Genomic DNA, 24,262 nt, shown 5'->3' with positions numbered 1-24,262 from the left:
GTAGTGCACTCGGCACCTCGCGAAGATTAGCACGGTCGTAATGGCGATTTGGACGGTCGTAATTGAAAAGAGGACCGTCTTTAGGGCAAAAAAGCACCTGAATTTCCTTAGGATATTTGGAACGCCGTCCGTTTTATTTTCAAATATTCGATTCTCCGGGAGTTAAGCTTTATCACTTTGACGGCGTTTCCGGTTTTCGGTAATCAAATTGTACGCTTTTGGGAACGGACTGCGCACCTCATTTTATCTGTTGTCAGTTGAACAGGCTAAAACAATGAAAAAAGTCAGTTCAAAATCGATCAAGATTTCAGATGAAATAGAAAAACGCCAGAAAAGGGGGTTATTGTAGTTTCTGTTTGCAGAAGGTTCAAAATTTGAATCGGTAGCTCACTCGCTTTTCACCACCTCCGCCGGATTATTGTTGGCGGCCTTCAATACCTGTCCCAGAACTGTTAGCAGGACTACCATAACGACACCTGTAATCACTCCCGCCAATAACCACCAGGGGATATTCGTACGATAGGCATATCCTTGCAACCAACGGCTCATAGCAATGTAGGCCAACGGAAGTGCAACGACACCCGCAAAGACAACCAACGATGTGTATTCACGGAAAAACATACGGACAATGCTGTTCACCTCAGCCCCCACCACTTTACGGATGGCAATCTCCTTGCGACGACGCCGGGATGCAGCAGCGGCTACAGCATAAATGCCGAATAACGAGATCAGCAGGCAGACACCCGCCAAGACGGAAAACATTTTCAGACCTGCCTGTTCCGACTGGTTGAGACGGTCGTACAACTCGCTTATCGGCGTCAGATGCGCATCGACCAACGTTGCATCGATATCAGGAAGCATAGCGGTAACCCGCCGTATCACCTCCATCTCCTGGCCGGGCGTGACGTGGATATACAAGGTATTATACAGAGCTGGAGACTGCACAAAGAAAGTCGGACTGATGCGGTTACGGAGCGACAGCGTGTGAAAATCGCGAACCACACCCGCCACTTCGTAGTCCTCCATCATCGAATTATCATCAAAAGAGGGCATACGGACAATAGAACCCACCGGTTCGCTAAGTTCCATCACCCGGACAGCTTCTTCGTTGAGAACAATCTTTTTGGTTTGACCTTCGTCCCACCATTCCCCCATAAGCATTTTCAGCCCGAATGTTTCGGCAAACCGGCTGTCGGTAAAGAGAAGATTAAAAGCCGGTTTTTCAGATACCGGTTTTCCCGGCCAACCCACATCGGTGACTGTCGTAAAAGGGCTCGCTTTGTGTTGGGGTTCGAAGCTGGCATCGGTGATACTTTCGATTTGCGGGATAGCCGCAAGTTCATGTATCAGGACCTTCTCCACTTTTCCCGAATAATCCGTAAACCCGGACAACTGTATGATCCCGCGACGGTCGAACCCTAAATCTTTATGGTTAACAAAACTCATTTGCATCATAACGACCCATGCTGCGACAATAAAAACCACACTAACGACAAGTTGCAAGGACACAGCCATACGCCGCAACGCCGGTCTACCGGTTGCCTGTCCTTCCGGCCGGGGACGCATAGCCAACCGGCTTAACCGCCGGAAAAGGACAGAACCGACGGACATCATCAACACCATCACTCCTATACCGCAAACGGCAAGCAGCAGAACGACCTGCACCATCCCGATCTCAATCCCGAGCAAACCGGAAAAGAGCGGACAGGCAATGACAACGAAACAGCAAGCCGGCAGCAATGCCAAAAGGATAGAACAAGACAGCTCGAACATCATCTGCCGGATGAGTTGCCCGCCCGACGCGCCATGCACCGTACGCAAGCGTAACTCGCGGATGCGTTGGCGGAAAAGGTCGAGATGCAGATTCAGGAAGTTGAATATCGCCGTAAGCAACAACAAGATTCCGGACGCCACGAAAAGCCCGATAAAATTCATGGTAAACGGAGCATCGGAATCCAGCTTGTGGCGGACATCGCCAATAGGAAGCATCCGCAACTCGATATCTGGATTGGTGCCCAGCCGCGAAGCGAGATCGCGCAACTGTTCAGCTATTTCTCCGGTATTCGCGTGAGGATTGAACTTCACATACAGTTCCATGAAGAACATCTTCCACTGTGACTCTTCCGGAAACTCGGAAAAAGATTTCAGCATATCGTGATAAATGATAGCATCAAACAGCAGATTACTGTTGGGCGGCAGGTCTTTTATTACGGCTGTGACCGTGTAAGGCGGCCAATCCGCCCTTATCGTATTTTGCACCTTCTGGCCGATCGCTTTCTCCGCATCACCAAACAGACGTACGGCCATCGTTTCCGTAAGAATCATGTTATTAAGAACTTGCAGCGGCTGCACGGCATCTCCGCTAACAAATGTCTGTGGGAAAACACTGAAAAAAGTATTGTCGGCATAAAGCATACTCATCCGGACGTGCGGTATTTCTTCAGTACGACAATTTTCCTTTCCGCTCATCAGACAGGTAGACGCTTCCACTGCCGGAAACTGCTCACGCATCTTATTTTCCATAATCTTCGATGCGACTTTATTCACTTTCCCCGATTGTTTTTCTACGGTATGGACGCGGTAAATATGTTCCGCATCGGGATAGAAACTGTCGTAAGAGGTTTCGTAATGCATCCAATAGAGTGCAGGGACGAAACAGGCCAGTCCGAAAGCCAATCCGAAAATACCGGTAAACGACTGCGTCTTGTATTTCCACATATTGCGGAAAGCGATTTTAAGGTAGTGTGCAAACATAACAATAAGCTGATTTAAATAAGGTTATCCCGTCAGAATCAAAACATCAATTAAACTTGAACGTATAAAGCGCCGCCTCCCCGCGCCGGAGTAATTTGGCCTTTTTGGTATTCGGGGCATAGACAAAGGTTTCCGCCACGACCACCCGCTGGTTCTTTTTGTCCAGATAGGCATGGCTTATGAACGGGCCGCCCATCATATCGCCTTCCAGTTCCCACAAACCCCTCACTACGCCACAATATTCACCGTTCCGGTTAATCGCTTCGTAAGAAGGAGGAAGGCGTTTGACAGTCGTCATATAGGAATTAGGAAAAGCGCCCGGTATCTGCTCCCCTAAAATGGAATCGCGCATCGACACAAGATAATCCAATGTAAATGTCCGGTTACTGGTATAAGGGAAACTGTAGACAATCAGATCGGTTCGTCCCTGTTTGCCATGATCCGTCACCCAAAAGAAATCCGCCGTGTCCTTATAAGAACACATCTCTTCCGGCACATACAAACTGGCATTAAAACGTTCCTTTACCTTCTCGTTCACCCAGGCGCTATGCGCTCTTTCAAGATAACCGGCAGACCGTTCACGTTCTTTTCCCTCCAGATAAGCGACCAATGAAGCTCCGTGTTCCGTCAGATACTCCATCAACTGTTGTGAGGAAGGGACGTTCAGCGTGATGACTTCCTGTCCGGTAGCCCATACGTCCTTCTCTTTGTGGACCGACACTTTCGTATATTGGGACGGATTAACCCGAACCACCATAATATTACGGACATAACGCAGAAGGCCGTCAAACTGCGACGGTTCGGCATACGTCACCCGCATGGTCGGTTCGTTTTGCGGCAGCCCCGGAATGGAAGCCGTCAACTGGCCATACAACAATCGTCCGGCTTCTCCCTTCCATGCATCTTTGTCCATTACGACCAGGACTTCATAAGCAAACCCGGTTGCCCGCTTCATAAAGATGGACTGTTTCGGCTTTGAAGACCGGTTACACGATGTCCCGCCTATCAGGGCAAGCAGGATCACGATTAATAAAGATTGTGTTCTCATACTATTATCTCCTATCAGATTTTCTTAAAAACTAAATTCACACGGAGCAAAGGTAGAGAGATGATTTAAGAAGAGGAAGAAACGATGCCGGACAAACAAATAAGCAAATAAACAATTGACAAACAAAAAGATAAGCTCAGCAAAGCCATATCAGACACACGATATGGCGGACAATCGGATTGCTTTTTTACAGCTAATATAAACGGATAAACTGGTCCAGATCGGTCTTTTCATCCAACTGAAGCTTTTTCTTCAACCGGTTTTTAGACTTGGTCAAGGCATCGGTGGTATTGTTGAAAACGGCCAATTGTTCCTTTCGGGAGAAGTTCCATTTGACAAGGCAACAGATTTCCTGTTCGTGGCGGGTAATCCCCTGTTTCTCCTTTAAATCGGTCAGGATATGATTAAAGAGCATATCCGTATAATGCAGTATCTCGTTCCATTCGGTACGCGTCAGATTGGTGTGGAGCGGGTCTTCCTTTAGCTGGATCAGCATCGACAGGACATTCGCATCGGCCAGGTCGATCCGTTCGCTTGCGCGTAGCTTCTGCTGGTAAAACTCGAGGTCGGACATCCGTTCGCGATACTGTTCGGACTCGGCTGTCAGATGTTGCAATTCTTCTTCCAGCTGCTTCACCTGCCGGGCATACTCATAGCGTTCCTTTTGTTGCCGGCAAAGCATGGCCTTATTACGCTTCATCTTTTCCTTGACCTGTAGGAAACGTTCCTGCCTGCTCCCCGTCCGCCGTCCGATCAGGAAACCGAGCAAAGCGCCCGCTATCAGCGCAACGCACCCCAAACTAAACAGGACGAACGTCCAGGAAGAAGACATATCCATACCGCCTACATCTTATTTTTCAAATATTCATAAATAGCCAGTTGGGCACGCACCTTCTCCGGATTGCCATCCCGCTTGAAGTTGTTGCGCAACTGTTCGTCTATCAGGCAAGCCTTGACATTGTCCCGCATCTGTATCTGCAAGATATGGATAATATCCTCCTTTATCTCCGGGTCCAGTATCGGGAAAGCCGTTTCGATACGACGGTTCAGGTTACGGCGCATCCAGTCGGCGGAAGTCAGGAACAGGTCTTCCTGCCCGTCATTATAGAAATACCAGATACGCGAATGTTCCAGGAACATATCCACAATACGGGTAATCCGGATATTCCGGCTGAACGGCTGGTTGGGAACCAGACAGCAGATACCGCGGACAATCAAGTCTATCTCGACACCGTTCTCGCTGGCCTCATACAGTTCATCAATCATATGCTGGTCATGCAGTCCGTTCATCTTCAACACGATGCGCCCTTTACGACCGGCTTTGACATGCTCGATCTCCCGGTGGATCATCCGAGTCAGCTCCGGAACCATATTAAAACGGGCAACGAGCAAATGACGGAATGTCGGCTCATGCAGCTTCCCTTCCAGGACGGCAAATACCTTGTTGATGTCCTTAATCATCTCCGCATCCGAGGTCAGCAACGCCATATCGGAATAGATACGCGCCGTCTTTTCATTGAAATTGCCGGTGCTCAGATAGGCAAAATCGCGCCGCTTGATGCCGTCGTCCGTATCTTTACGCAAGATAACGGCAACTTTCGCATGCACTTTCAAGCCGGGGATGCTATAAATAATGCGGATACCTGCCTGCTCCATCCGCTCGGCCGTGCTCATATTGTTCTCTTCGTCGAAGCGGGCTTTCAGTTCGACAAAGACAGTCACTTTCTTTCCGTTCTGGGCAGCACTGATCAGCGTATTGATGACTGCCGAATTTTCCGCTACGCGGTATTGTGTAATCTTTATCTCGTCTACCTTTGGATCAAACGCCGCTTCCATCAGAAAACGGATCAGGTAATCAAAAGACTGGTAGGGGAAATGCAGCAATATGTCCCGTTTCTTCACCGCCCGGAAGACCGAACCCATCTCATCTAAGAACGGTACGCGCATCGGAGACGGGATCTCCTGCTCCAACTCCTTCCCCTTCGGGTTCGGCAGCTTGATCAGGTCCTGCAGGTTGTTGTAGCGTCCACCCAAAACCAGGTCGTCCACCGTAATGCCGAAAGCATTACAGACAAACGCCAGAAAATCGTCCGGCATATTGCTGTCGTACATAAAGCGGCTCAAGGCGCCTATCTTGCGTTTCTTCACCTTCTTCCGGATGTTCTCCACGATATTGCCGCCTTTCTCGTCGTCCAGGTAAATATCCGCATCCCGCGAAATCTTGATACTGTAACAGCTTTCCACCACATACCCCGGAAAGATGCTGGACAGGTTAGCCCTGATAATATCGTCGATAAACATGATATAATGCTTCCCTTCATGCGACGGCAACTCGATAAAACGGGGAACTTTCGCATACGGGATCTTCATCAAGGCATAATAATACTCTGGCACATAATCCGGCTCTGCCATCCGCTTACTCTTCTTTATCATCCGGATAACCAGGTAAAGACGGCGGTCGCGTATGAACGTACGGATATCTCCCGCCTGTATCATCACCGGCGAAAGGAAAGGGAAGACCTCTTCGTTAAAGAAGTTGTGCACAAATTCTTCATGGAACGGTTCCGGATTGCTGTCCTGGTACAGATAAATATCCTGCCGGTTCAGCTCCTGCAATACTTTTGAAAAGATACGGTAATATTCCCGTTGCTGGCGGTTCACTTCTTCGGTTATTTCGGCCAGTATCTCTTCCGCCTCAGCACCGCTCTCATCGGTGAAATTCTTTTTCATGATCACGCCTCGGTGCTCGGCAACCCTTATTTCGTAGAACTCTTCGAGATTGGACGAATAGATAGAAAGGAACTTGATACGCTCATAGATAGGCAGCGCATCATCTTCCGCCTCCAGTAAAACGCGATAGTTGAAAGACAGCCAACTGATATCCCGTTTGAAATATTTATGTGAATTCTCCATCGTATTATTATCTTCGGTCGGTAAATATAAATACTTTTGCGAGATAAAATGATGCAATTTGAAACCTATTTTTTAACGTCTGCAACGTTAATCAGAAGTAGAGACATAAAATCCGGATTAAAAGTTACAACATATTGAAACTTTGTCTACCTTTGTGGAATGGATGGTGAAAGAGAAATAGTTACATACAAAGATTACTTCTGGGATTTCATGGACACGCTTAATGAGAATGAAGCCAGAAAGATATACTATGTACTTGATATGTTGAAAGTGAAAGATCGTATATCTGAGAAGTTTGTTAAGCATATCAAAGATGGATTGTACGAACTTAGAGCTGAATACAACAGTAATATTTACCGTGTGTTCTTTTGTTTTGATGCTGGTAGGATTGTTATCTTATTTAACGGCTTCCAAAAGAAAACACAGAAGACACCAGCCAAAGAGATTAGTAAAGCATTAAAAATCAAAGAAGAATATTATGGAAGCAAATTTAACAAGCGTTGATGCAGTAATGGATCAGAAGTTCGGCAAAATTGGTAGTGCCGAACGTGAAAACTTTCGGCGTGAAGCCTATTCTTATTGTGTAGGACAAGTTATCCATGATGTACGTAGGAAAGAAAAGATAACGCAAGAAGAACTTGCCAAACGCATTGGTGCAAGTAAATCATATATATCCAGAATTGAAAAGGGGATCATTGAACCTGGTGTAAGCACTTTTTATCGAATTATTGAAGCACTGGGATTAAGGATTGAAATTGTTAAAACTGTAATGTGATCAGTACACAGTTACAGTTTTACATCCTTTTGCGAGATAAAAGAAATTGTTATGCTTAAAATAGGACTTCTTTCAGATACCCACGCCTGGTGGGACGACAAATATGCGGAATACTTCTCCGAATGCGATGAAATCTGGCATGCGGGAGACATCGGTTCGGACGGCCTGGCTGCCCGGTTGGCAGCCTTAAAACCGTTCCGCGCTGTTTACGGTAATATAGACAGTCAGTCGCTCCGCTTACAATATCCGCAAGTCGCCCACTTCAAGGCAGAGGAAGTGAACGTGATGATGACGCACATCGGCGGCTATCCGGGACGTTATAACCCGGCTATCCGCAAAGAGCTATACGACACGCGCCCCAACCTCTTCATTGCCGGACATTCGCACATACTGAAAGTCGCTTTCGACAGAAGCCTGAATTGTTTGTACATGAATCCGGGCGCGGCCGGCAAGAGCGGGTTCCATCAGGTAAGGACGCTGATACGTTTCATTATTGACGGACAACAAATCAAGGACTTGGAAGTTATAGAACTGGGACACCGTTAACAATCTCCACAACAGAAGTTTTCCGCCAGTAGAACCGTATTCTGCAAATAGTCGAACTCCTGTTCGAAGTATTCACTGAAAACACCCGAGCCTAAGTTTGCTTCTATCTGTTTAGTGGTCCAGAGCTTACCGTTCGGCTGTTTGATCTGGTTCATTATCTCTTCAGAACGTACACAGATAACGTAGAGGTTGACCAAATGTTTCACCTTTTCGTTCTCGAATGTATAACGAATCAAGAAGCGGGGCATCATATCCTCTTTTTCCCCTAACTCACCGATCGTTTCCCGCACCGTGCTTTCTATGCTATGGCGAAACAAAACATAACTGTAATACGGATAATCGATCGTATCCGGCGATACGAATGCTTTCTTTCCTCTCGTCACCAGATACAGCATTCCCTGGTAGATGACTGCCACACGTACAACCGGATGGTAATACTTTTTAGGCAAAGAACGGCTCACGGAACGGGCAATACAGCCGATCACCTTTCCCCCGTCATTCAACACCGGCAGCCACATTTCCTTGCGAAGACTGCCTTGCATCATCGAAATCCTTATCTGTTCATACAAGATCAGGAACACCCCGATCACGATCCCAAGCTCCCTGTACAAGAAACGCTCCATACGCACACCCTGCATCGTATCCGGCAGGATACTGTACACCAGGATGATAAACAAGTGCAATGTATAGAGATTCTGGACAAGCTGGGCAACAAAAAAGAATTCATTCAACGTAGTACGCATCAACGTCCGTTTGTAGGTCGGATGCTTGGAGGTCCGGATCTTGCGCAAGATCGACCGTTTGGCAAATCCGAGAAACGCCAATACGACAACCAACAATACTTCAGTTATTAACGGAGAATAAATAAACAACACCGGCTCAAGCCTGATACAAAGAAAAATCGAATAAAGAACTAATGTCGTTGCGGCCGGTAATAACAGGAACTGATAGACCTTATCTTTACTAAGTATTTGAAATAAAAAAATACATACAAAACAAAAAGTAACACCGATTATGAAGGATAATAAGTATGAAAAATAATTATCCAAAAACATAAACAGCAGCAGTGGCACTAAGCCAATGGCCTGGTTATCCAGGCTCCTCTTCACTTTATTCATACCCATTCCCCCTTTTTTCCCTTTATAACATAACAAACTGTATAAAGAAATGTTCTCACCATCATACGTGTTTTTCGGCGTGATAAGAGGAACGGACCAGCGGAGCGCTCTCCACTTTATTGAACCCTTTTTGTAAAGCAATTGATTTATAAGTCTCAAACTGTTCAGGAGTGACGTATTCCTTTACCGGAATATTTTTTCGGCTGGGCTGCAAATACTGTCCGATTGTCAAGACAGAGACTCCGGCGGCCCGCACGTCATCCATCAACTCATACACTTCTTCCGTCGTTTCGCCCAGGCCGACCATGATACCGGTTTTAGCGACAACGCCTTGTCCTGCAATGCGTGCAAGCACCGAAAGGCTCACATCGTATTTGGCAGCGCTACGCACTTCCGGGCTGATCCGGCGAACCGTTTCCATATTATGGGATATAATTTCAGGAGCCGCTTCCACCACCATGTCCACCAGTTCCAGACGTCCCTGGAAATCGGGGATCAGGACCTCGACAGTCGTTTCCGGGTTTACCTCTTTTATGGTACGGATCGTATCCACCCAGTGCTGTGCACCCAAATCCGGCAAATCGTCCCTGTCCACCGAAGTGATCACGGCATGTTTCAGCTGCATCAGCCGGATGCTTTCCGCCACATTCGCCGGTTCTTTCGCATCCAGCGGAAGCGGTTTGCCGGTCAGCGTATTGCAAAAACGGCAGGAGCGGGTACAAATATCACCCGCAATCATAAAGGTTGCCGTCCCCCGGCTCCAGCACTCTCCCATATTCGGGCATTTCCCGCTGGTACAAATCGTATGTAAGCAGTGAGATTCCACGATACTTTTTGTCCGTGTGAACTGCTCATTTCCCCCCAGCCGGATCTTCAACCAATCCGGCTTTCTCAAATGTTCTGACATTATAAGTTATAAATTATCGAATAAGAAATTAGACATTCTGGTGTACAGGTGATAGCGGGTATTTCCTCCGTAAATACTGTGGTTACGATCTTTATAAACCTGCATTTCAAACTGTTTACCGGCTTGCACCAGTGCTTCCGCATAATCCATCGTCTGCTGGAAGTGTACATTATCGTCGGCCGTACCGTGGATCAGCAGCAGTTTTCCCTGCAAATCCTTCGCCAGACGGATCGGGGAAGTAGCGGCATATCCTTGAAAGTTTTCTTTCGGCGTGCGCATAAAACGTTCCGTATAGACAGAGTCATAATATTTCCAGTCGGTAGGAGGTGCTACCGCAATGCCGGCCTTGAAAGTGCCGTTACCAACACTCATGGACATCAGCGTGTTATATCCGCCGAAGCTCCATCCCCAGATCGCCATACGGCTCTTGTCGACAAACGACAGTTTGCCTAATGCCTGCGCAGCTTCGACCTGGTCTTTCGACTCCAGTTCGCCCATACGCAGATAGGTACATTTACGGAAGGCTTCGCCCCTGGCACCAGTTCCGCGTCCGTCCACACAAACCGTAATAATACCGTTGGCAGCCAAATACTGTTCCCAGTCGAAACTGTATTTATCCAACACCTGCTGGGAGTTCGGACCGCTATACTGGAACATCAGGACCGGATATTTCTTCGATTCGTCGAAGTCCACCGGCTTCACGATCCAGGCGTTCAGCTCATAGTCGGAAGCTGTGCGCACTTTGATAAACTCTTTCTTCGCATACGAGTAACCGGCCAGCTTGTCGATCAGGCGGGCGTTGTCCTGCAAGACACGCAACACTTTGTTCGACTTCGTTTCGTTTACCGTAATCTTTACCGGCGTATTGGCATTGGAATATTGGTTTACATAATAAGCGAAGTTATCGCTGAACGTTGCGTTGTTCGTACCTTCCCCGGTCGACAGTTTGGTCTTTACGCCTTTTGCGTCGACCTTATAGACAGCGCGACGCATCGGGCTTTCTTCCGCCGATTCATAATAAACCGTCTTTGTAGCCTCGTCGTAACCTAAGAAAGCGGTCACGTCCCAGTTCCCTTTTGTTACCTGGCGCTGCATGACGCCTGTCGGTGAATACAGGTAGATGTGTGCATAACCATCCTGTTCGTTTACATACGAGAAACTGTTCGTATAGAAATGGATGGAGTTCAACCATTCCGAATCGACATAGGCCTTGTTTTCATCACGCAGGATCAGGCGGAACACACCGCTCTTCGGGTTGGCGTAATACATATTGAATACATTCTGATGGCGGTTCAGCGTCATCACGGCCAACTGGTCCGAATTATTGGTAAAGACAATCCGGGGAATATAGCTATCCTCTTCCACCGGGACTTTCAGCGTCTTTGTATCTTTCGTCGTCACATCGTAGGCATGCAGCGTCACCTTCGAGTTCTTCTCGCCTGCCTTCGGATATTTGTAGTCGTAATAACCGGGATAGAGTCCTGTACCGAACATCTGCATCGAGTATTCCGGCACTTCCGATTCGTCGAAACGAACGAATGCCAACTGCTCGCTGTTCGGCGACCAGGCCATCAGGTTCGTCACGGCAAATTCTTCTTCATACACCCAATCGGTGATACCGTTCAGAATCTTATTCAGCTCACCGTCTTTCGTCACCTGTACTTCCGTATCGAAATCGAACTTACGGATCCAGATGTTGTTATCGCTCACGTAGGCAACCATCCGTCCGTCCGGCGAGAAAGTCGGAATCATCTGCTTGCTCTTGGAATCGGAGATCGGTTTCACGTAATTACGGCGCACGTCATAATCGTAGACATTTGCCCGGAACGAGCGGCGGTAAATCGGCTCCGTATCACGCCATACCAGGATATGGTGCCCGGTGCTGCTGATCGTATATCCCTCGAACGTATCGAACGTACATTCGCGTGCCTTTGCTGCATTAAACAGTGTATCGACAGGCGCACCTGTACGATAGGAATATTTTATAATCATGTTACGGGCATCGTTCATCGCCGTATAATGCTCGCCGTCAGGCAGCGAACGCATCTCACCGATATTAGTAACCTGGCGGAACTCTCCGTCCGTAATCTCTTTTAAATCGACACGTTTACTTCCATTCTGCGCAGACAAGCTACCGGCTAACATGAATGCAAGTAAAGCTCCAAACCCAAATCGTCTCATATATACTCTTATTGTTTTCTTAATGTTTCAAATAGAACAGATTGCAAAGTTAGTACATTCTCGCTGGATTTAACAGAAAACTGCCGACTAATAAAGGATATTTGTGTAGAACAGAGGCTCCCAGATATCATTTTATCAAATTATTAACCACCGGATATTGCCCTTTAACCATTATAAATTACCTTTGCCGGCATGGAAAACAGCAAACCATATCGGGACTTAGGCGACTTCCTTCGGGAAGTCTTTCCCCACAAAGTGCAAAAGATATCGATCAACGCCGGTTTCACCTGCCCCAACCGTGACGGGACGAAAGGTTTCGGTGGCTGCACGTATTGTAACAACCAGACGTTCAGCCCGGAATACTGCCATACGGAGAAAAGCGTGACGGAACAGCTGGAAGAAGGTGTCCGCTTCTTTTCCCGCAAATATCCGGATATGAAATACCTGGCCTATTTCCAGGCCTATACAAACACATATGATGAATTGGATTCGCTGATCGCCAAATACGAGGAAGCCCTCTCCTATCCGGATGTCAGGGGACTGATTGTCGGAACCCGCCCGGACTGTATGCCGGAGGCTTTGCTGGATTATTTCGCCGCTCTGTCCAAAGAAAAATTCGTCATGATCGAATACGGCCTGGAAAGCACACTGGACCGTACGCTCGTCCGCATCAACCGCGGCCATACGCATGCCGAATCGGAAGACGCCATCCGCCGGACAGCAGCCAAAGGCATTTATACCGGCGCCCACCTGATATTAGGCCTGCCGGGAGAAAGCCGGGACGAGATCCTGCATCATGCCGATGTCCTTTCCACGCTGCCGCTTACCACGCTGAAACTGCACCAGTTGCAACTGATCCGCAACACGCGCATGGCGAAGGAACAGGCCGAGCACCCCGAACAGTTCCACCTCTACACCGCGGACGAATACATCGAACTGGTCATCGACTTCATAGAACGATTAAACCCCTCTATTGTGTAGAGAGGTTTGTATCGCAATCCCCCAAAGAGTTGCTGATCGCACCGGATTGGGGACTCAAAAACTTTGAATTTACGGCAAAGGTAAATAAACGTATCTTAGAACGAAATGCGCGGCAAGGACGTCTGTTCACTCCTTCTTCTTCGGAGCGACTTCTCCCTGGTAGGTAATGCTCTGCCTGTTTGTCGGCGTTACGCTTATAATGGCAGAACCGTTAGAAAACACCTGCACGTCAAAACGGAAAGTATCTTCTTTGGTACGGGTTACGAATTTAATTCGAGCGGTTCCCTTCTTCTCGAGGTTGATTGATAATCGGTAATTGATTCTTCAAAACGCAGCCCGTCGCCTCCACCATACGGCAAAGAATACGCTCTTCCGAAATAAGGAAGATAAGAAATCGCCGAATCACCGCGCATCTCAAAAGAGTAAGGAGTCGTCAGGTTCACTGTACGCCCTCCCATTGGCAGTGCGCGGTCTACATCTATCGTAAACCGCTGCTCATCTATCATTTCTTTTATCTCTTTCGCTTTCTGCTCTTTCCTTTCTTTCTTAGTCTGGGAATAAAGGGATTGCCCTCCGAGAAAGAGGACAATCCCCATAAAAAATAATAACCTGATGTTCTTCATATAACCTTAAAAACTAAACACTATTATTTGCCTTTCTATATATAAGACAACTCATAGACTTAAAAGGTTTATTCCAATATCATTAAATTACTTTAAAATCAAAGAAAACTGATTAGCCGGGACTATCCATTCCGTTTTGGATCATAATCGTGTCTTATTCCCGAAATAATCAAGCAGTCCTCTCCCAACGCCTTTTCCGTACCAAAGCCGACGAGAGGATACGGTCGACAGAGAATTTACCCGGTCCTGTTATATACATAAGGATGAATATGACCAGATAGATAAACGCCAACTCTTTTGCCGCAAACGGATCATTCCCGTGTATCACGAAAAAAGCCATCCCCATCGTGAAAATCATCGGAATCAGGGCCAGGCGGTAAAGCGCTCCAAAAATAAAGCCGACAGAGCAAGCCACCTCTCCAAAAATCGCCAACCCTAATGAAACCGTACTTCCAACTCCCAACGGATCCGGGAAAGAGGTCGACAACACCTCAAAGTTAGCCCATTTCTGCACACCGTGCGAAAGGAATAACACCCCCAAAAGGATACGTAAAGCCAATAAAAACAGGGAAAAAGCATTTCCTTCCGGCTTGGAAGGGAAAAGGAATCTATAAATTGCTACCATAATCTTTGTTCTTTCTTAATTAGTTATTCATTTATAAAACATAAATAAAAAAGAAATGTTTACGTGTATGCCATAAAAAAGGGCTTCCGAAAACTCGGAAACCCTCGTGTGACCAGGGTGGGATTCAAACCCACGACCTTCAGAACCGGAATCTGACGCTCTATTCAGCTAAGCTACCCAGCCAAAGACAGCGCAAAAGTAGACATAATCTTGCAGGAAAACAAACGAACGGGCAAAAAAAGATTACTTTTGATATTTTGCAACCCTCCAATAGATAATCACTTCCATTTTGCAAATAAAACAAGGCATACGATTGCTATTTTGCCATTAATCATTATCTTTGCCACGCATTATTTACAAACACAAAGCACAACAAACATATGAGCTATCTAATTAAACCCGCAGGATACAGGGCTTTATTGAACTTATCGCAGACTGAGATGGGTATCAAAAAGATTAAAGACTTTTTCCAGCAAAACCTGTCTTCCGAATTGCGGTTGCGGCGTGTCACCGCCCCGTTGTTCGTTTTAAAAGGGATGGGTATCAATGATGACTTGAACGGCACGGAACGCGCAGTCACGTTTCCAATCAAAGATTTGGATGATTCCAAAGCGGAAATTGTCCATTCGCTTGCCAAATGGAAACGCCTGACACTCGCCGACTACCAAATCGAAAAAGGATACGGAATCTATACCGACATGAATGCCATCCGCTCCGACGAAGAATTGGGCAACCTCCATTCTTTATATGTAGACCAGTGGGACTGGGAACGTGTAATGGGTGCGGAAGAACGGAATGTAGACTTTTTGAAAGAAATTGTACGCCGCATCTACGCTGCAATGGTACGCACCGAATATCTGGTTTACGAAATGTTTCCGGAAATCCGTCCGACGCTTCCCCAGCATATTCATTTCATCCACTCCGAAGAGCTATTGCTAAAGTATCCGACTTTCACCCCGAAAAAACGGGAAGATGCGATCACAAAGGAATACGGGGCCGTGTTTATCATCGGCATCGGTTGCCAGCTGAGCAACGGCAAGAAACATGACGGACGTGCTCCGGACTACGACGACTGGTCGACAGTTGCCGAAAACGGGCAGGTCGGATTGAATGGCGATTTGCTTGTCTGGGACGAAGTGCTGAACCGCTCGATGGAACTTTCATCCATGGGTATCCGTGTCGACAGAGAAGCATTGCTCCGCCAATTGGCGATATGCGATGCCGAAGAAAAGAAAGAATTATACTTCCACAAACGCCTCCTGAACGGCGAACTGCCATTGAGCATCGGTGGTGGTATCGGACAAAGCCGCCTGTGTATGTTCTACCTGCGCAAAGCCCATATCGGAGAAATCCAGGCAAGTATATGGCCGGAAGACATGCGCCGGGAAGCCCGTGCTGCCGGCATGTACCTTATTTAATTGAAAATTGATAATTGAAAATTGAAAATTATTTCGGATATTCGCACAACAAAGATAATTTTCAATTTTCAATTACAATTATGGACGTTAAGATAGAACAGAGCTGGAAGCAACGATTGAACCCAGAGTTTGAAAAAGATTACTTCAGACAACTGATAACCTTTGTCAAAGACGAATATCGCCAAAGAACCATCTATCCTCCCGGCCCCTGTATCTTCAGCGCGTTCGAACACTGCCCCTTCGACAAGGTCAAAGTGGTCATTCTCGGACAAGACCCTTACCACGAACCGGGACAGGCACACGGACTTTGCTTCTCCGTCCAGGACGGGACACCGTTCCCGCCGTCACTCATCAATATATTCAAAGAGATTGAAAGCGATTTAGGCAAGCCGGTTCCACAGACCGGTAACCTGTTACGCTGGGCGGACCAGGGCGTCCTGTTGCTCAACGCAACCCTGACTGTCCGTGCACATCAGGCCGGTTCGCACCAGAATAAAGGTTGGGAGGAATTTACCGATGCCGTCATCCACCGCCTGGCGGAAGAACGGAGCCATATCGTTTATATACTTTGGGGATCGTATGCACAGCGGAAAGGAGCTTTCATTGATGCGGCACACAACCTGGTACTGAAATCGGCACACCCGTCTCCCCTATCCGCTTACCGCGGCTTTTTTGGAAACAAACACTTCAGCAAAGCAAACGACTATCTGATCGCTACGGGACAGACACCGATAGAATGGTAAATTATTTCCAGGTCTGTCCGTCACGATAGTTGCTGCTCTGACGCCATTTCAGGTCTTTCAGCAGGGACGAACTTACAGCAATATTAAAGGTATAAGACTTATAAGGGCCTACGGGGACGAAACTGGCGGTCATCTGCCAGCAGTGCAGGTCGCGGGTTATATTACAAGTCATGTATGAAATCTTTTTCGTATCGAAGTCGTACGTCGCATTGAAGTTAAAACGCCAGTTCTTCGTCGGCTGGATATTACCGTTAAAGCTCAACGCATGCGTCAACTTATAATTATATTCCATTTTACTCGGATTAAAATCACCATAACGCAACTGCATACTATAGCTGAACGAAAGGCTCCAAGGCACCTTATTGATCATATAGCCATACGAATCATACTCGCCCGTCTCTTTCTTCGCACCCCGTAAGCGGCCGCCTTCCGTTTTTGCTTGCTGGTCGCCCTCCTCTCCCGGAGAGATTTGTTCAAATTCGGGATCGTTCGTGGCGTTCGGATCGGCAGGAGGATTGTTGGAGTCGTCCTTGTCTTTCTTGCCGAACAACTTACCGAACGTATCGTTATTAAATGTATAAGAGAAGCTCGTTCCCGTCTGGCGCAGACGACCGATGCCCTTACCGGCTTTCCAACGCGGGATATCCAGACGGCGAACCGTCTTTGTCGCATCGTCATACCCGTATGTGTAGGTATCGAACGTACCGTTCAGGTTCAAAGTATAACTCTTGGAGAATTTAAGGCGCAGACCGACACTCAAGTCGCTCCACTTGAATGAATCGGCGGCCATGTTATAGCTCATACCCAACGACAGCTTATCGATCAGGCTGATCTTGCGCTCACCCGTCGAATCGCGATCCGACTTAATCTTCATTTCGAGGTTGTTATCCAGCTGGAAACTCACACTCCCCGACTTTCCGTTTGGAGCCGTACCGAACATTCCGCGCTCAAAAGGCGAATAAGAAACATGCTGTTCCTGGCCGTACTGGTCTTCATAAGTGAGGTCCTTCCAGAAGCCATATTTGGCAGCTCCGAAATCCGGCGTATAACTCAATGTAACGGAAGGCTCGAAGCGATGGCGTATCATCTGAATCTTATCTCCTAAAAACGGCAACGGCTTGTAGAAACCGTACAAAGTTGTAGAAGCAGAAACAGACGTGCTATAGTCGAACACACGATAGAAACCGTAAGTCGTATCGCGGTCCACCACTGCCTTCTTTTGCATATCGTAGGCCTTTTCCACTTTATTGGTATACCAGCGTTCGGTATAGCTGAGCGACGGAGAGATATTCAGATATTTGAGCAATGTAAAGGTTGCGCTGACCGGAATCTGGTGTTGCATAGCGTTCCGCCAATCCTTTACCAGGCTCGACTTAAAGAGTTTGTCTTCCTTCGTATCGATGCTGTTACGCAGATAACCGTTATAACTCATGGAAATCTTTTCATACCAACGTTCCTTGCCGACAGCGCTTTTCCGCTTGAACGGGAAGATACGGCTCATGGTAATCGTGATATCGGGCAGCGTCAGCGAGATCGTCGAGTCTTTGGAACGCTGGTTCACATTCATGGTAGCCGAGAGGCTGAACGGGTTATTCGGGAAACGTTGCGTCAAACTGATACTGGAACCTTTCGTATTCTGGTTCGCATCTGCAAACCCTTGCGAACCGGGATAGAAACTGTTCAGGTTATTACGGTCGTAGCTACTGGTCGCGAAGTTCACACTGGCCGAGAACGTCCGGTAAGGGTTTGCTTTCGGGTCCTGCGAATGCGTCCAGTTCAATTTAAAGTCTTTCGACAGGCTATAATCAGGAAGTCCTTTGTCTCCCAAACGGGTAACCAGGTAAGAGGCGTTGAAACTACCCGAAAACTTATACCGCTTGCGGTAAGAAGAACGAGCCGACAGCCCCCATGAACCTTTCGTATAGATTTCACCGGTCAAAGCCAAGTCCATATAATCGCTCAATGCAAAGTAATATCCCCCGTCACGCAGGTAGAAACCGCGCGAACTTTCATCACCGAACGTCGGCATGATGACACCGGAAGAATACGAACTGGAGAACGGGAAGAAACAGAACGGCAAGCCGATCGGGTAAAGGGGCACATCCTCGAACACCATATAAACCGGTCCGGTCACAATGTTCTTTTTCGGACGGACTTTCGCCTTTGTCATCTGGATATAGAAGTGGGGATGGTCGTGCTCATCACAAGTCGTATAGCGTCCGCCCACCATATTCAGGACATCATTATCCATCTTTTTGGTACGTCCGGCAGTCACATATCCTTCGCCCTGCTGCGTGATTACATCCGTAATATACCCCTTTTTCGTACCGAAATTATAGCGCATCGTCTTGGATTCGTATTGCTGGTCGCCATCCTTGAAAAGCGGATAGCCGAATTCTTCCCCGATCGAGTCAAGGCCGAAGGTAGCATACACGAGGCTACTGTCCATATTCATCTCTATATTCTCGGATTGGAGTTCGATCTGTTGATATTTTACGTTGCTTTCCCCAAACAGATAGGCCCAGTTATTACCTGTCATAATGATCGAGTCTTTTGCCTCATACGAAACCGGCGCATCCAGCCCCGCCTGCTTTCTCGGAACGGTATCCAATACAGCCACACTGTCGGCAGGCACGATCGTATCGCCCACAACAGCCAGTACCGTGTCGGTTGGAGCAATAAGTTCCTGCGCCTCAGTCATCAGGTTTCCGGTGAGGAAAAACAACAAAATAATCAGGCATTTGTATTTCAAAAACATTCCGTCGTTATTTGCAGTGTGTTACAGCGGGCAAATGTATAACTTTTTAGTGAGCCAATCCCTTTTTATTCCCCTAAAAAGAGTTTACACCAGTTATCAAACCGCATAACAGTGTCATTCCCATACTTGGAAAGCCCCTGTTTAACCTTTTCGACAGACTTCTCTTTATCCAGTTTCGTTTTACTGTAAAACTTATCGGCGAAACAAATCAATTGTTCTTCCAGGGTTTCCGGCATAAAGTCGCGATGCGGAAGAGGCAAGTTGCGTTCTTCGATCATCGCCAGCGTAATACCCGTTCCGGTATGCCGCTCACACACACGGGCATGGCGGGGATAACCTTCCGCCCGCATCAGCTCGGCGCCGAGGTAGCCGTGGCAAATATATTCGGCATCACCATAACAAGCAATATCGGGAGCGTTACAACGGAAAATACCTATATCGTGCAGCATCGCCGCTTCTTCCACAAAAGTCAAGTCGAGATTCATCTCCGGATGCATCCGGGCTATGGCCAAGGCCTTATCAGCCACGCTTCTACTATGAATAACCAATATCCGGTACACTTCCGAGTCCACCGGGTAGTATTTGGCTATAATATCTAAAGGGTTCATATTCTCCTATATCTTTATATTGGATGACAAAGATAAAGAATAGATAACGACTATCAAAATAATAAGATATGAGACGGATTCGAGAAGGGGGGCTTATTATAGTTCTGGATACGGCACGTCAAGTACAGGGACAAAGAAGCGGCAACCCTATAAAACGACAAAGTCCCGGAAGTGTTACCATCTTCCGGGACTAATCTTTTGTATGCTTTCGTCCTTCACAGGGCTACAGGCTACATTGAACTTTTAATTCAATTACTTTAGTATTATTAATATTAAATCCGGCCGCTTGTTTGCCTGTCACAGGGTAATTGGTATTGATTGAGACGGACGGCCGTCCGTCTCTACAAAACCGCGCGACCAAACATTTTAGAATTATTTGATTACAAATTCATTCTTATTTTACGATTGCTTTTACAGCTTCTTCGCCTTCGATAGCAACTACGACTACGCCTTGAGGAGCAGCGATGGTTGCGTTGTCAGAAGTGATAACTGTGTTAGCAACTGTCTGGCCTAAGATGTTCGTGATAACAACCTTCTTGCCCTGTGCACCGATGATCTGAACACCACCGTTAGCAGCGATAACTGTTACGCCTTCAGCGTTGATCGTTTCGTTACCTGTTGCAGCTTCGTCTTCCGGAGTTACGTTAAGAACGTTTACTACAACTGCGTCTTCTTTCGGACCCATTGCCAATACACCGTTGATGTTATGAACATAGTTCTTACCGTTGTTATTCTGGCATACGATGTTGTATTCGTTATCTGCATCTTTGCTTGCAAATTCGAAGCTGAACTGGAAGTTCTTAACACCTGCCTTAACATTGTGCTTCAAGCCATCGGCAGAACCGGCAGGCTTAGCAGCGATAGATACAGTGTCGATCTTAGCAGCAGCATCCATAGTCGGAACTAACAGTGTATCCTGAGCCATGATAGAAGCAGTGCGGAACATTACGCGGTTTGCACCTGCACCATAGACATACGGAAGTTCTTTGTTTGCATCCTTTGCAGCAGCAGAGTCCACGGAGTTCCACATGTACAGTCTGCTTGCAGCAACTTCTTCAGTAGCCTTAACACCCTTCGTGATGTAGTAAGTGTAAGGAGCAGCATTTTCATAATGAGCTGTATCCAACCAGAAGATAAAGTCTAAGTTATCATAAGCATCAGCCTTCAAATCACCTTCACGGACAGCGATACCCTGGTTCTTAGCATTAACGGCAGCATAGTCACCGTTGATGGCCTGGATACGTACGTGTTTCGGCAGAGATTTGTAAGAAGCAGGAGCAGACTGCGGTTTAACGATGAACATGTCGTTACGTTCGCCTAAGCCTTTAGCAGAGATAGTCTTGTACTGAGTACTGATAACCATTTTAGTAGCAGCGTTTAAACCGTCAGCCAAAACGTAAGTAGAATCAGTATCGACAGCGATCATATAGAACTCTGTGATATCATCAGCAGCAATGTTGGATTCGTGGATGAAACGATAGTTACCGTCTTTCTTTACTAAGTAAGTAGAGTCGGCATCATTGTAGATCGTGTAAGATACATTTATCAAGTCTTCGTTTACACCATATTCAGCTTCTGCACTCGGAGTCAAAGTAAACAGCATTTCGCCTTCAGCAATCTTCAAGCTGGAGTCTTTTACCATTACGATCGTCTGTCCGGCCAATACGTCAGCAGCAGAAGTGATGGTGAACTTGTTGTTCTTTGCATCGTTTGCTGTGATATATTTGAAGCCGATATAAGCGTTGTCTTCGTCTACGTCGTCAGCGGCAACTAATTGGATGGTGTCACCATTGATAGCAAATATGTTGTTGTCTTTGTCTACAACGTTAGTTACACCCTGCCATTTAGCATCTGCTGTTGCACGGTTTTCAATAGTGTAATTACCTTTGTCTACACCGGCAGCCTTAGAAACTACGAATTGAACATACGGATTGAATGCCTGAGCTTTTGCTACATAATTAGCAGCATTAACCGGGCTTTCGTCAAAGTACAACCCATAATATTTGTTAGCAACACTGGCACTTTCTTCTTTCATTGCATCGATCACATAATACAGACCTTCAGCGATTTCAGCGTCACCACCGATTGTGGCGTCTTTGTCTGATGTTTTGATTGTAGCGATCAAGTTGCCGTGAGTTTCTGTAGTAGATGTGATCTGACCGATAGTCAGAACTTTCGTGTTAGATAGTTTACGGATTACGACTTGCTTAGCAGGAGAAACAGCAGCAACTGTCAGAGAGTTCAAACCATCTGCGTAGTTTGCACCGTCTTTGATAGCAGAAGTAGAAACAAGAGCTACTGCATCACTTTTAGATACGGTTGTAATAACCAAGCCGTCAAGAGCAGTCAAATATTTATTTACTGCGGCTACATAAGCTTCCTGTTTTTTCTTCTCAGCAGCGTCTTTCGAATAAGTAATTTCCTTAATAGCCTTCTTTACTGCGTCAATCAAATCTTGTCCTGTTTTTGCAGAACCAGAAGCTCCAGCCTCTGTAAATTGCTTTACCTCTGCAAATTTCGTTCCTCCAGGGAATTCGGTTGCTTTATCTTTAGTAGAGAATAATGTTACGCCTGCTTTCAAATAGTCGACAACTATTTTAACAGCGTCAATTTTTCCATCTGTAGGCAACGCAGTATGCATAGCATCCAAAGTAGTTGCCACAGGAATAGAAGTCTGAACATAAGCCGGAGCAATTACCATAGAATCATTCGGAATGTAATAAGTTACAGTGAATGCTGCAGTTGCCGGATGATGTTTTGCTATAACTGTACGTTTATCGAAATTAGAAACTGCATCAGAAGTAGGTTCTACAGCAATTGTATCAACTTTCAATACATTGAATTCTTTGCTTGGATCGTAGAAGTTATAGTCCACCAACAGATATTCTTTCTGTGTTTTATCTGCGGCAGTCATAGCATCGTTCAGACGGTTCTTATATTCTTTACCGTTAGTTAGGAAAAGAACAGACGTTCCACTACTTGCATATGCACCATCAGTCATTTTTGCATCAACCGCTTCCCACTTGTTAGCCGTCAACACATTCTTTTCTGTAGAAGACACATTTTCGTCAGTGAAGAACAAACGACCGGCATTTGCTTTTACCAATGCGTTGAAGTCAGAAGCATTCAATGTAACTCCGGCTGTGGAAACTGCAACCTGAGTCAAAGCCTTAGTCGGAGAAGTAGGAGCAACAGAAGGAGCAGCATTACCCGCTTTAACACTTAACTGGATACCTTTATCCGTGAAACCCAACTGGAAAACAGAGTCCTTGTCTGCCCCGAAGTTCTTTACGCAATAAAGACCGGCGGTTTGATCCCAAGCCCAATCGGTTTGTCCCTGCTTTTCGTTAGCCTTGATGTTCTCACGTTTTACACCATCAACAGACTGCAACTTGATGGAAAGCATCTGGCCTGACAAGCGGTTTACGAAAGAATAGGTGTATTGGACACCGGCTGATGTCGCATGCGGCGTTTTCTTTACCTGCCACAATGTACCAAGCAATTTGTCGACATTGCCGGTCCAGGTCGAAGTGCTTTGCAGACCAAATTCGCTATCGTCATTGACAGACAGAACATCGGTCGAAGCTCCTAAATGAATAAAAGAACCATCCTTAACGTCATCTGCACCGTAAGCAGCAGCATTCGCATTAAAGGACAATCCACCAGCTACCAGAGCGGCAGCCAAAAGAGTAGAAAATCTCTTGTTCATAATCATTAATAATTAATTGTTAATAAAATAGTGTTTAAAAATCCAACAACTAATTTCACGAAGGGGAAAAACAACCCCCCGCGAATGATTATGAACGGGCATAAAAAAACGCGGGTCAATTGTCTATTACTAATCTTAAGGCTCTGGTAAGCCCACACACCAATAATAGAACAATAGCCCGCGCCTTATACGATATAACACTCTCTTCCCATAACAATGGGAGATGAATTTATACGTAACCAGCGCAAGCATTTACTGTCCATTATTCCGGTGTGTTTAAAATTTACCAGATTTTAAGATTGGAATAATCTTCGTAAAATGCTTACAATATGTAATTGATCCCGCGCTCCGTGGGCCGCTGCCCACTACGGAATCGTTACAAAGGTAAATAGGTTTTCCGAATCAACAAGGGAAAACGCCCATAATTTTCCAAAACAGATGGGTTACAGGACGAAACAATACCGTTTATGCAACATATTCCTGAAACCACTGCTCTTCGGGAGAGCGTTCATTTACGTATTCTGCGTTATCTGCGTCCGGTTTATTAGATATGAC

At 46.5% G+C, this 24,262-nt stretch carries 16 protein-coding genes, 1 tRNA gene and 2 pseudogenes; 6 read left to right on the top strand and 13 right to left on the bottom strand.

All coding sequences use genetic code 11. The annotated features are described in order from the left end of the window. Positions 1-387 precede the first annotated feature (387 nt). The 4 genes from DW083_RS06905 to DW083_RS06890 form a co-directional block, all read right to left on the bottom strand. Positions 388-2,754, bottom strand: a complete 2,367-nt coding sequence (locus DW083_RS06905) for an ABC transporter permease (protein ID WP_122331886.1) — start codon at positions 2,752-2,754, stop codon at positions 388-390. A 46-nt stretch (positions 2,755-2,800) separates the two neighbouring features. After that, entirely contained in the window at positions 2,801-3,802 is a 1,002-nt protein-coding gene (locus DW083_RS06900) for a DUF4837 family protein (protein ID WP_122331885.1), read from the bottom strand. A gap of 193 nt (positions 3,803-3,995) precedes the next feature. After that, entirely contained in the window at positions 3,996-4,640 is a 645-nt protein-coding gene (locus DW083_RS06895; protein ID WP_122331884.1) for a hypothetical protein, read from the bottom strand. A 5-nt stretch (positions 4,641-4,645) separates the two neighbouring features. After that, complete coding sequence (locus DW083_RS06890; protein WP_122331894.1) at positions 4,646-6,715, bottom strand: RNA degradosome polyphosphate kinase; 2,070 nt, start codon at positions 6,713-6,715, stop codon at positions 4,646-4,648. A gap of 159 nt (positions 6,716-6,874) precedes the next feature. Between DW083_RS06890 and DW083_RS06885 the strand changes: the two genes are divergently transcribed. From DW083_RS06885 to DW083_RS06875, 3 genes are read left to right on the top strand one after another with little or no spacing between them, the layout of a single operon-like run. Beyond that, a complete protein-coding gene (locus DW083_RS06885; protein WP_122331883.1) occupies positions 6,875-7,219 on the top strand; it encodes a type II toxin-antitoxin system RelE/ParE family toxin in 345 nt (114 codons plus the stop codon). Then, on the top strand, positions 7,194-7,490 hold the full coding sequence (locus tag DW083_RS06880; protein WP_122331882.1) for a helix-turn-helix domain-containing protein: 297 nt from the start codon (positions 7,194-7,196) through the stop codon (positions 7,488-7,490). Before DW083_RS06885 ends, DW083_RS06880 begins: the two co-directional genes overlap by 26 nt. Before the next feature lie 51 nt (positions 7,491-7,541). After that, complete coding sequence (locus DW083_RS06875) at positions 7,542-8,036, top strand: metallophosphoesterase (protein ID WP_122331881.1); 495 nt, start codon at positions 7,542-7,544, stop codon at positions 8,034-8,036. Here DW083_RS06875 and DW083_RS06870 read toward each other — a convergent pair. The 3 genes from DW083_RS06870 to DW083_RS06860 all read right to left on the bottom strand — a co-directional run bounded on the left by DW083_RS06870 (position 8,033) and on the right by DW083_RS06860 (position 12,242). After that, on the bottom strand, positions 8,033-9,154 hold the full coding sequence (locus DW083_RS06870; protein WP_122331893.1) for a hypothetical protein: 1,122 nt from the start codon (positions 9,152-9,154) through the stop codon (positions 8,033-8,035). The two genes, DW083_RS06875 and DW083_RS06870, sit on opposite strands and share 4 nt — an antisense overlap. Before the next feature lie 61 nt (positions 9,155-9,215). Continuing rightward, positions 9,216-10,061: a lipoyl synthase gene (gene lipA, locus DW083_RS06865; protein WP_122331880.1), complete on the bottom strand. Its 846-nt coding sequence runs from the start codon at positions 10,059-10,061 to the stop codon at positions 9,216-9,218. Between the two features lie 6 nt (positions 10,062-10,067). Further along, complete coding sequence (locus DW083_RS06860) at positions 10,068-12,242, bottom strand: S9 family peptidase (RefSeq protein ID WP_122331879.1); 2,175 nt, start codon at positions 12,240-12,242, stop codon at positions 10,068-10,070. A 192-nt stretch (positions 12,243-12,434) separates the two neighbouring features. Between DW083_RS06860 and DW083_RS06855 the strand changes: the two are divergent. Next, positions 12,435-13,390 (top strand): annotated as a pseudogene (locus DW083_RS06855) (TIGR01212 family radical SAM protein). On the opposite strand, the pseudogene DW083_RS06850 reads toward DW083_RS06855, so the two are convergent. The 3 genes and pseudogenes from DW083_RS06850 to DW083_RS06840 all read right to left on the bottom strand — a co-directional run bounded on the left by DW083_RS06850 (position 13,350) and on the right by DW083_RS06840 (position 14,654). After that, positions 13,350-13,846, bottom strand: a pseudogene (locus tag DW083_RS06850) (DUF4251 domain-containing protein). The pseudogenes DW083_RS06855 and DW083_RS06850 overlap by 41 nt on opposite strands. Positions 13,847-14,015: 169 nt before the next feature. Next, positions 14,016-14,471, bottom strand: a complete 456-nt coding sequence (locus tag DW083_RS06845; protein ID WP_115501172.1) for a DoxX family protein — start codon at positions 14,469-14,471, stop codon at positions 14,016-14,018. A gap of 109 nt (positions 14,472-14,580) precedes the next feature. After that, positions 14,581-14,654, bottom strand: a tRNA-Arg gene (locus tag DW083_RS06840). A 197-nt stretch (positions 14,655-14,851) separates the two neighbouring features. On the opposite strand from DW083_RS06840, the gene asnA reads away from it, so the two are divergent. Together asnA and DW083_RS06830 are read left to right on the top strand one after the other, a co-directional pair. Further along, positions 14,852-15,889: an aspartate--ammonia ligase gene (asnA, locus tag DW083_RS06835; protein ID WP_122331878.1), complete on the top strand. Its 1,038-nt coding sequence runs from the start codon at positions 14,852-14,854 to the stop codon at positions 15,887-15,889. Between the two features lie 80 nt (positions 15,890-15,969). After that, positions 15,970-16,632, top strand: a complete 663-nt coding sequence (locus DW083_RS06830; protein WP_122331877.1) for a uracil-DNA glycosylase — start codon at positions 15,970-15,972, stop codon at positions 16,630-16,632. A gap of 1 nt (position 16,633) precedes the next feature. Here the strand turns inward: DW083_RS06830 and DW083_RS06825 are convergent, their stop codons facing one another. From DW083_RS06825 to DW083_RS23480, 3 genes are all read right to left on the bottom strand, one after another. Further along, positions 16,634-19,390 (bottom strand): putative LPS assembly protein LptD, encoded by a 2,757-nt coding sequence (locus tag DW083_RS06825; RefSeq protein WP_122331876.1) that lies wholly within the window; start codon positions 19,388-19,390, stop codon positions 16,634-16,636. Between the two features lie 65 nt (positions 19,391-19,455). Further along, entirely contained in the window at positions 19,456-19,998 is a 543-nt protein-coding gene (locus DW083_RS06820; RefSeq protein ID WP_115501176.1) for an HD domain-containing protein, read from the bottom strand. 394 nt (positions 19,999-20,392) lie between these two features. Beyond that, a complete protein-coding gene (locus DW083_RS23480; protein WP_305036242.1) occupies positions 20,393-23,707 on the bottom strand; it encodes a DUF6383 domain-containing protein in 3,315 nt (1,104 codons plus the stop codon). Between the last annotated feature and the right edge of the window lie 555 nt (positions 23,708-24,262).

It is taken from the genome of Parabacteroides sp. AF48-14 (assembly GCF_003477465.1).
In the GTDB taxonomy this organism is placed as follows: Bacteria; Bacteroidota; Bacteroidia; order Bacteroidales; family Tannerellaceae; genus Parabacteroides; species Parabacteroides acidifaciens.
The sequence above is the reverse complement of the archived record's forward strand: the minus strand, read 5'-3'. Positions and strand labels throughout refer to the sequence as shown.

Excerpts from the sequence above, each read along its gene's own strand:
- DW083_RS06845 (WP_115501172.1), bottom strand. The coding sequence starts at position 14,471 with ATGGTAGCAATTTATAGATTCCTTTTCCCTTCCAAGCCGGAAGGAAAT.
- DW083_RS06885 (WP_122331883.1), top strand. The coding sequence starts at position 6,875 with ATGGATGGTGAAAGAGAAATAGTTACATACAAAGATTACTTCTGGGAT.
- DW083_RS06905 (WP_122331886.1), bottom strand. The coding sequence starts at position 2,754 with ATGTTTGCACACTACCTTAAAATCGCTTTCCGCAATATGTGGAAATAC.
- asnA (WP_122331878.1), top strand. The coding sequence starts at position 14,852 with ATGAGCTATCTAATTAAACCCGCAGGATACAGGGCTTTATTGAACTTA.
- DW083_RS06870 (WP_122331893.1), bottom strand. The coding sequence starts at position 9,154 with ATGAATAAAGTGAAGAGGAGCCTGGATAACCAGGCCATTGGCTTAGTG.
- DW083_RS06880 (WP_122331882.1), top strand. The coding sequence starts at position 7,194 with ATGGAAGCAAATTTAACAAGCGTTGATGCAGTAATGGATCAGAAGTTC.
- DW083_RS06900 (WP_122331885.1), bottom strand. The coding sequence starts at position 3,802 with ATGAGAACACAATCTTTATTAATCGTGATCCTGCTTGCCCTGATAGGC.
- DW083_RS06890 (WP_122331894.1), bottom strand. The coding sequence starts at position 6,715 with ATGGAGAATTCACATAAATATTTCAAACGGGATATCAGTTGGCTGTCT.
- DW083_RS06875 (WP_122331881.1), top strand. The coding sequence starts at position 7,542 with ATGCTTAAAATAGGACTTCTTTCAGATACCCACGCCTGGTGGGACGAC.
- DW083_RS23480 (WP_305036242.1), bottom strand. The coding sequence starts at position 23,707 with ATGAACAAGAGATTTTCTACTCTTTTGGCTGCCGCTCTGGTAGCTGGT.
- DW083_RS06895 (WP_122331884.1), bottom strand. The coding sequence starts at position 4,640 with ATGGATATGTCTTCTTCCTGGACGTTCGTCCTGTTTAGTTTGGGGTGC.
- DW083_RS06820 (WP_115501176.1), bottom strand. The coding sequence starts at position 19,998 with ATGAACCCTTTAGATATTATAGCCAAATACTACCCGGTGGACTCGGAA.
- DW083_RS06860 (WP_122331879.1), bottom strand. The coding sequence starts at position 12,242 with ATGAGACGATTTGGGTTTGGAGCTTTACTTGCATTCATGTTAGCCGGT.
- DW083_RS06825 (WP_122331876.1), bottom strand. The coding sequence starts at position 19,390 with ATGTTTTTGAAATACAAATGCCTGATTATTTTGTTGTTTTTCCTCACC.
- DW083_RS06830 (WP_122331877.1), top strand. The coding sequence starts at position 15,970 with ATGGACGTTAAGATAGAACAGAGCTGGAAGCAACGATTGAACCCAGAG.
- lipA (WP_122331880.1), bottom strand. The coding sequence starts at position 10,061 with ATGTCAGAACATTTGAGAAAGCCGGATTGGTTGAAGATCCGGCTGGGG.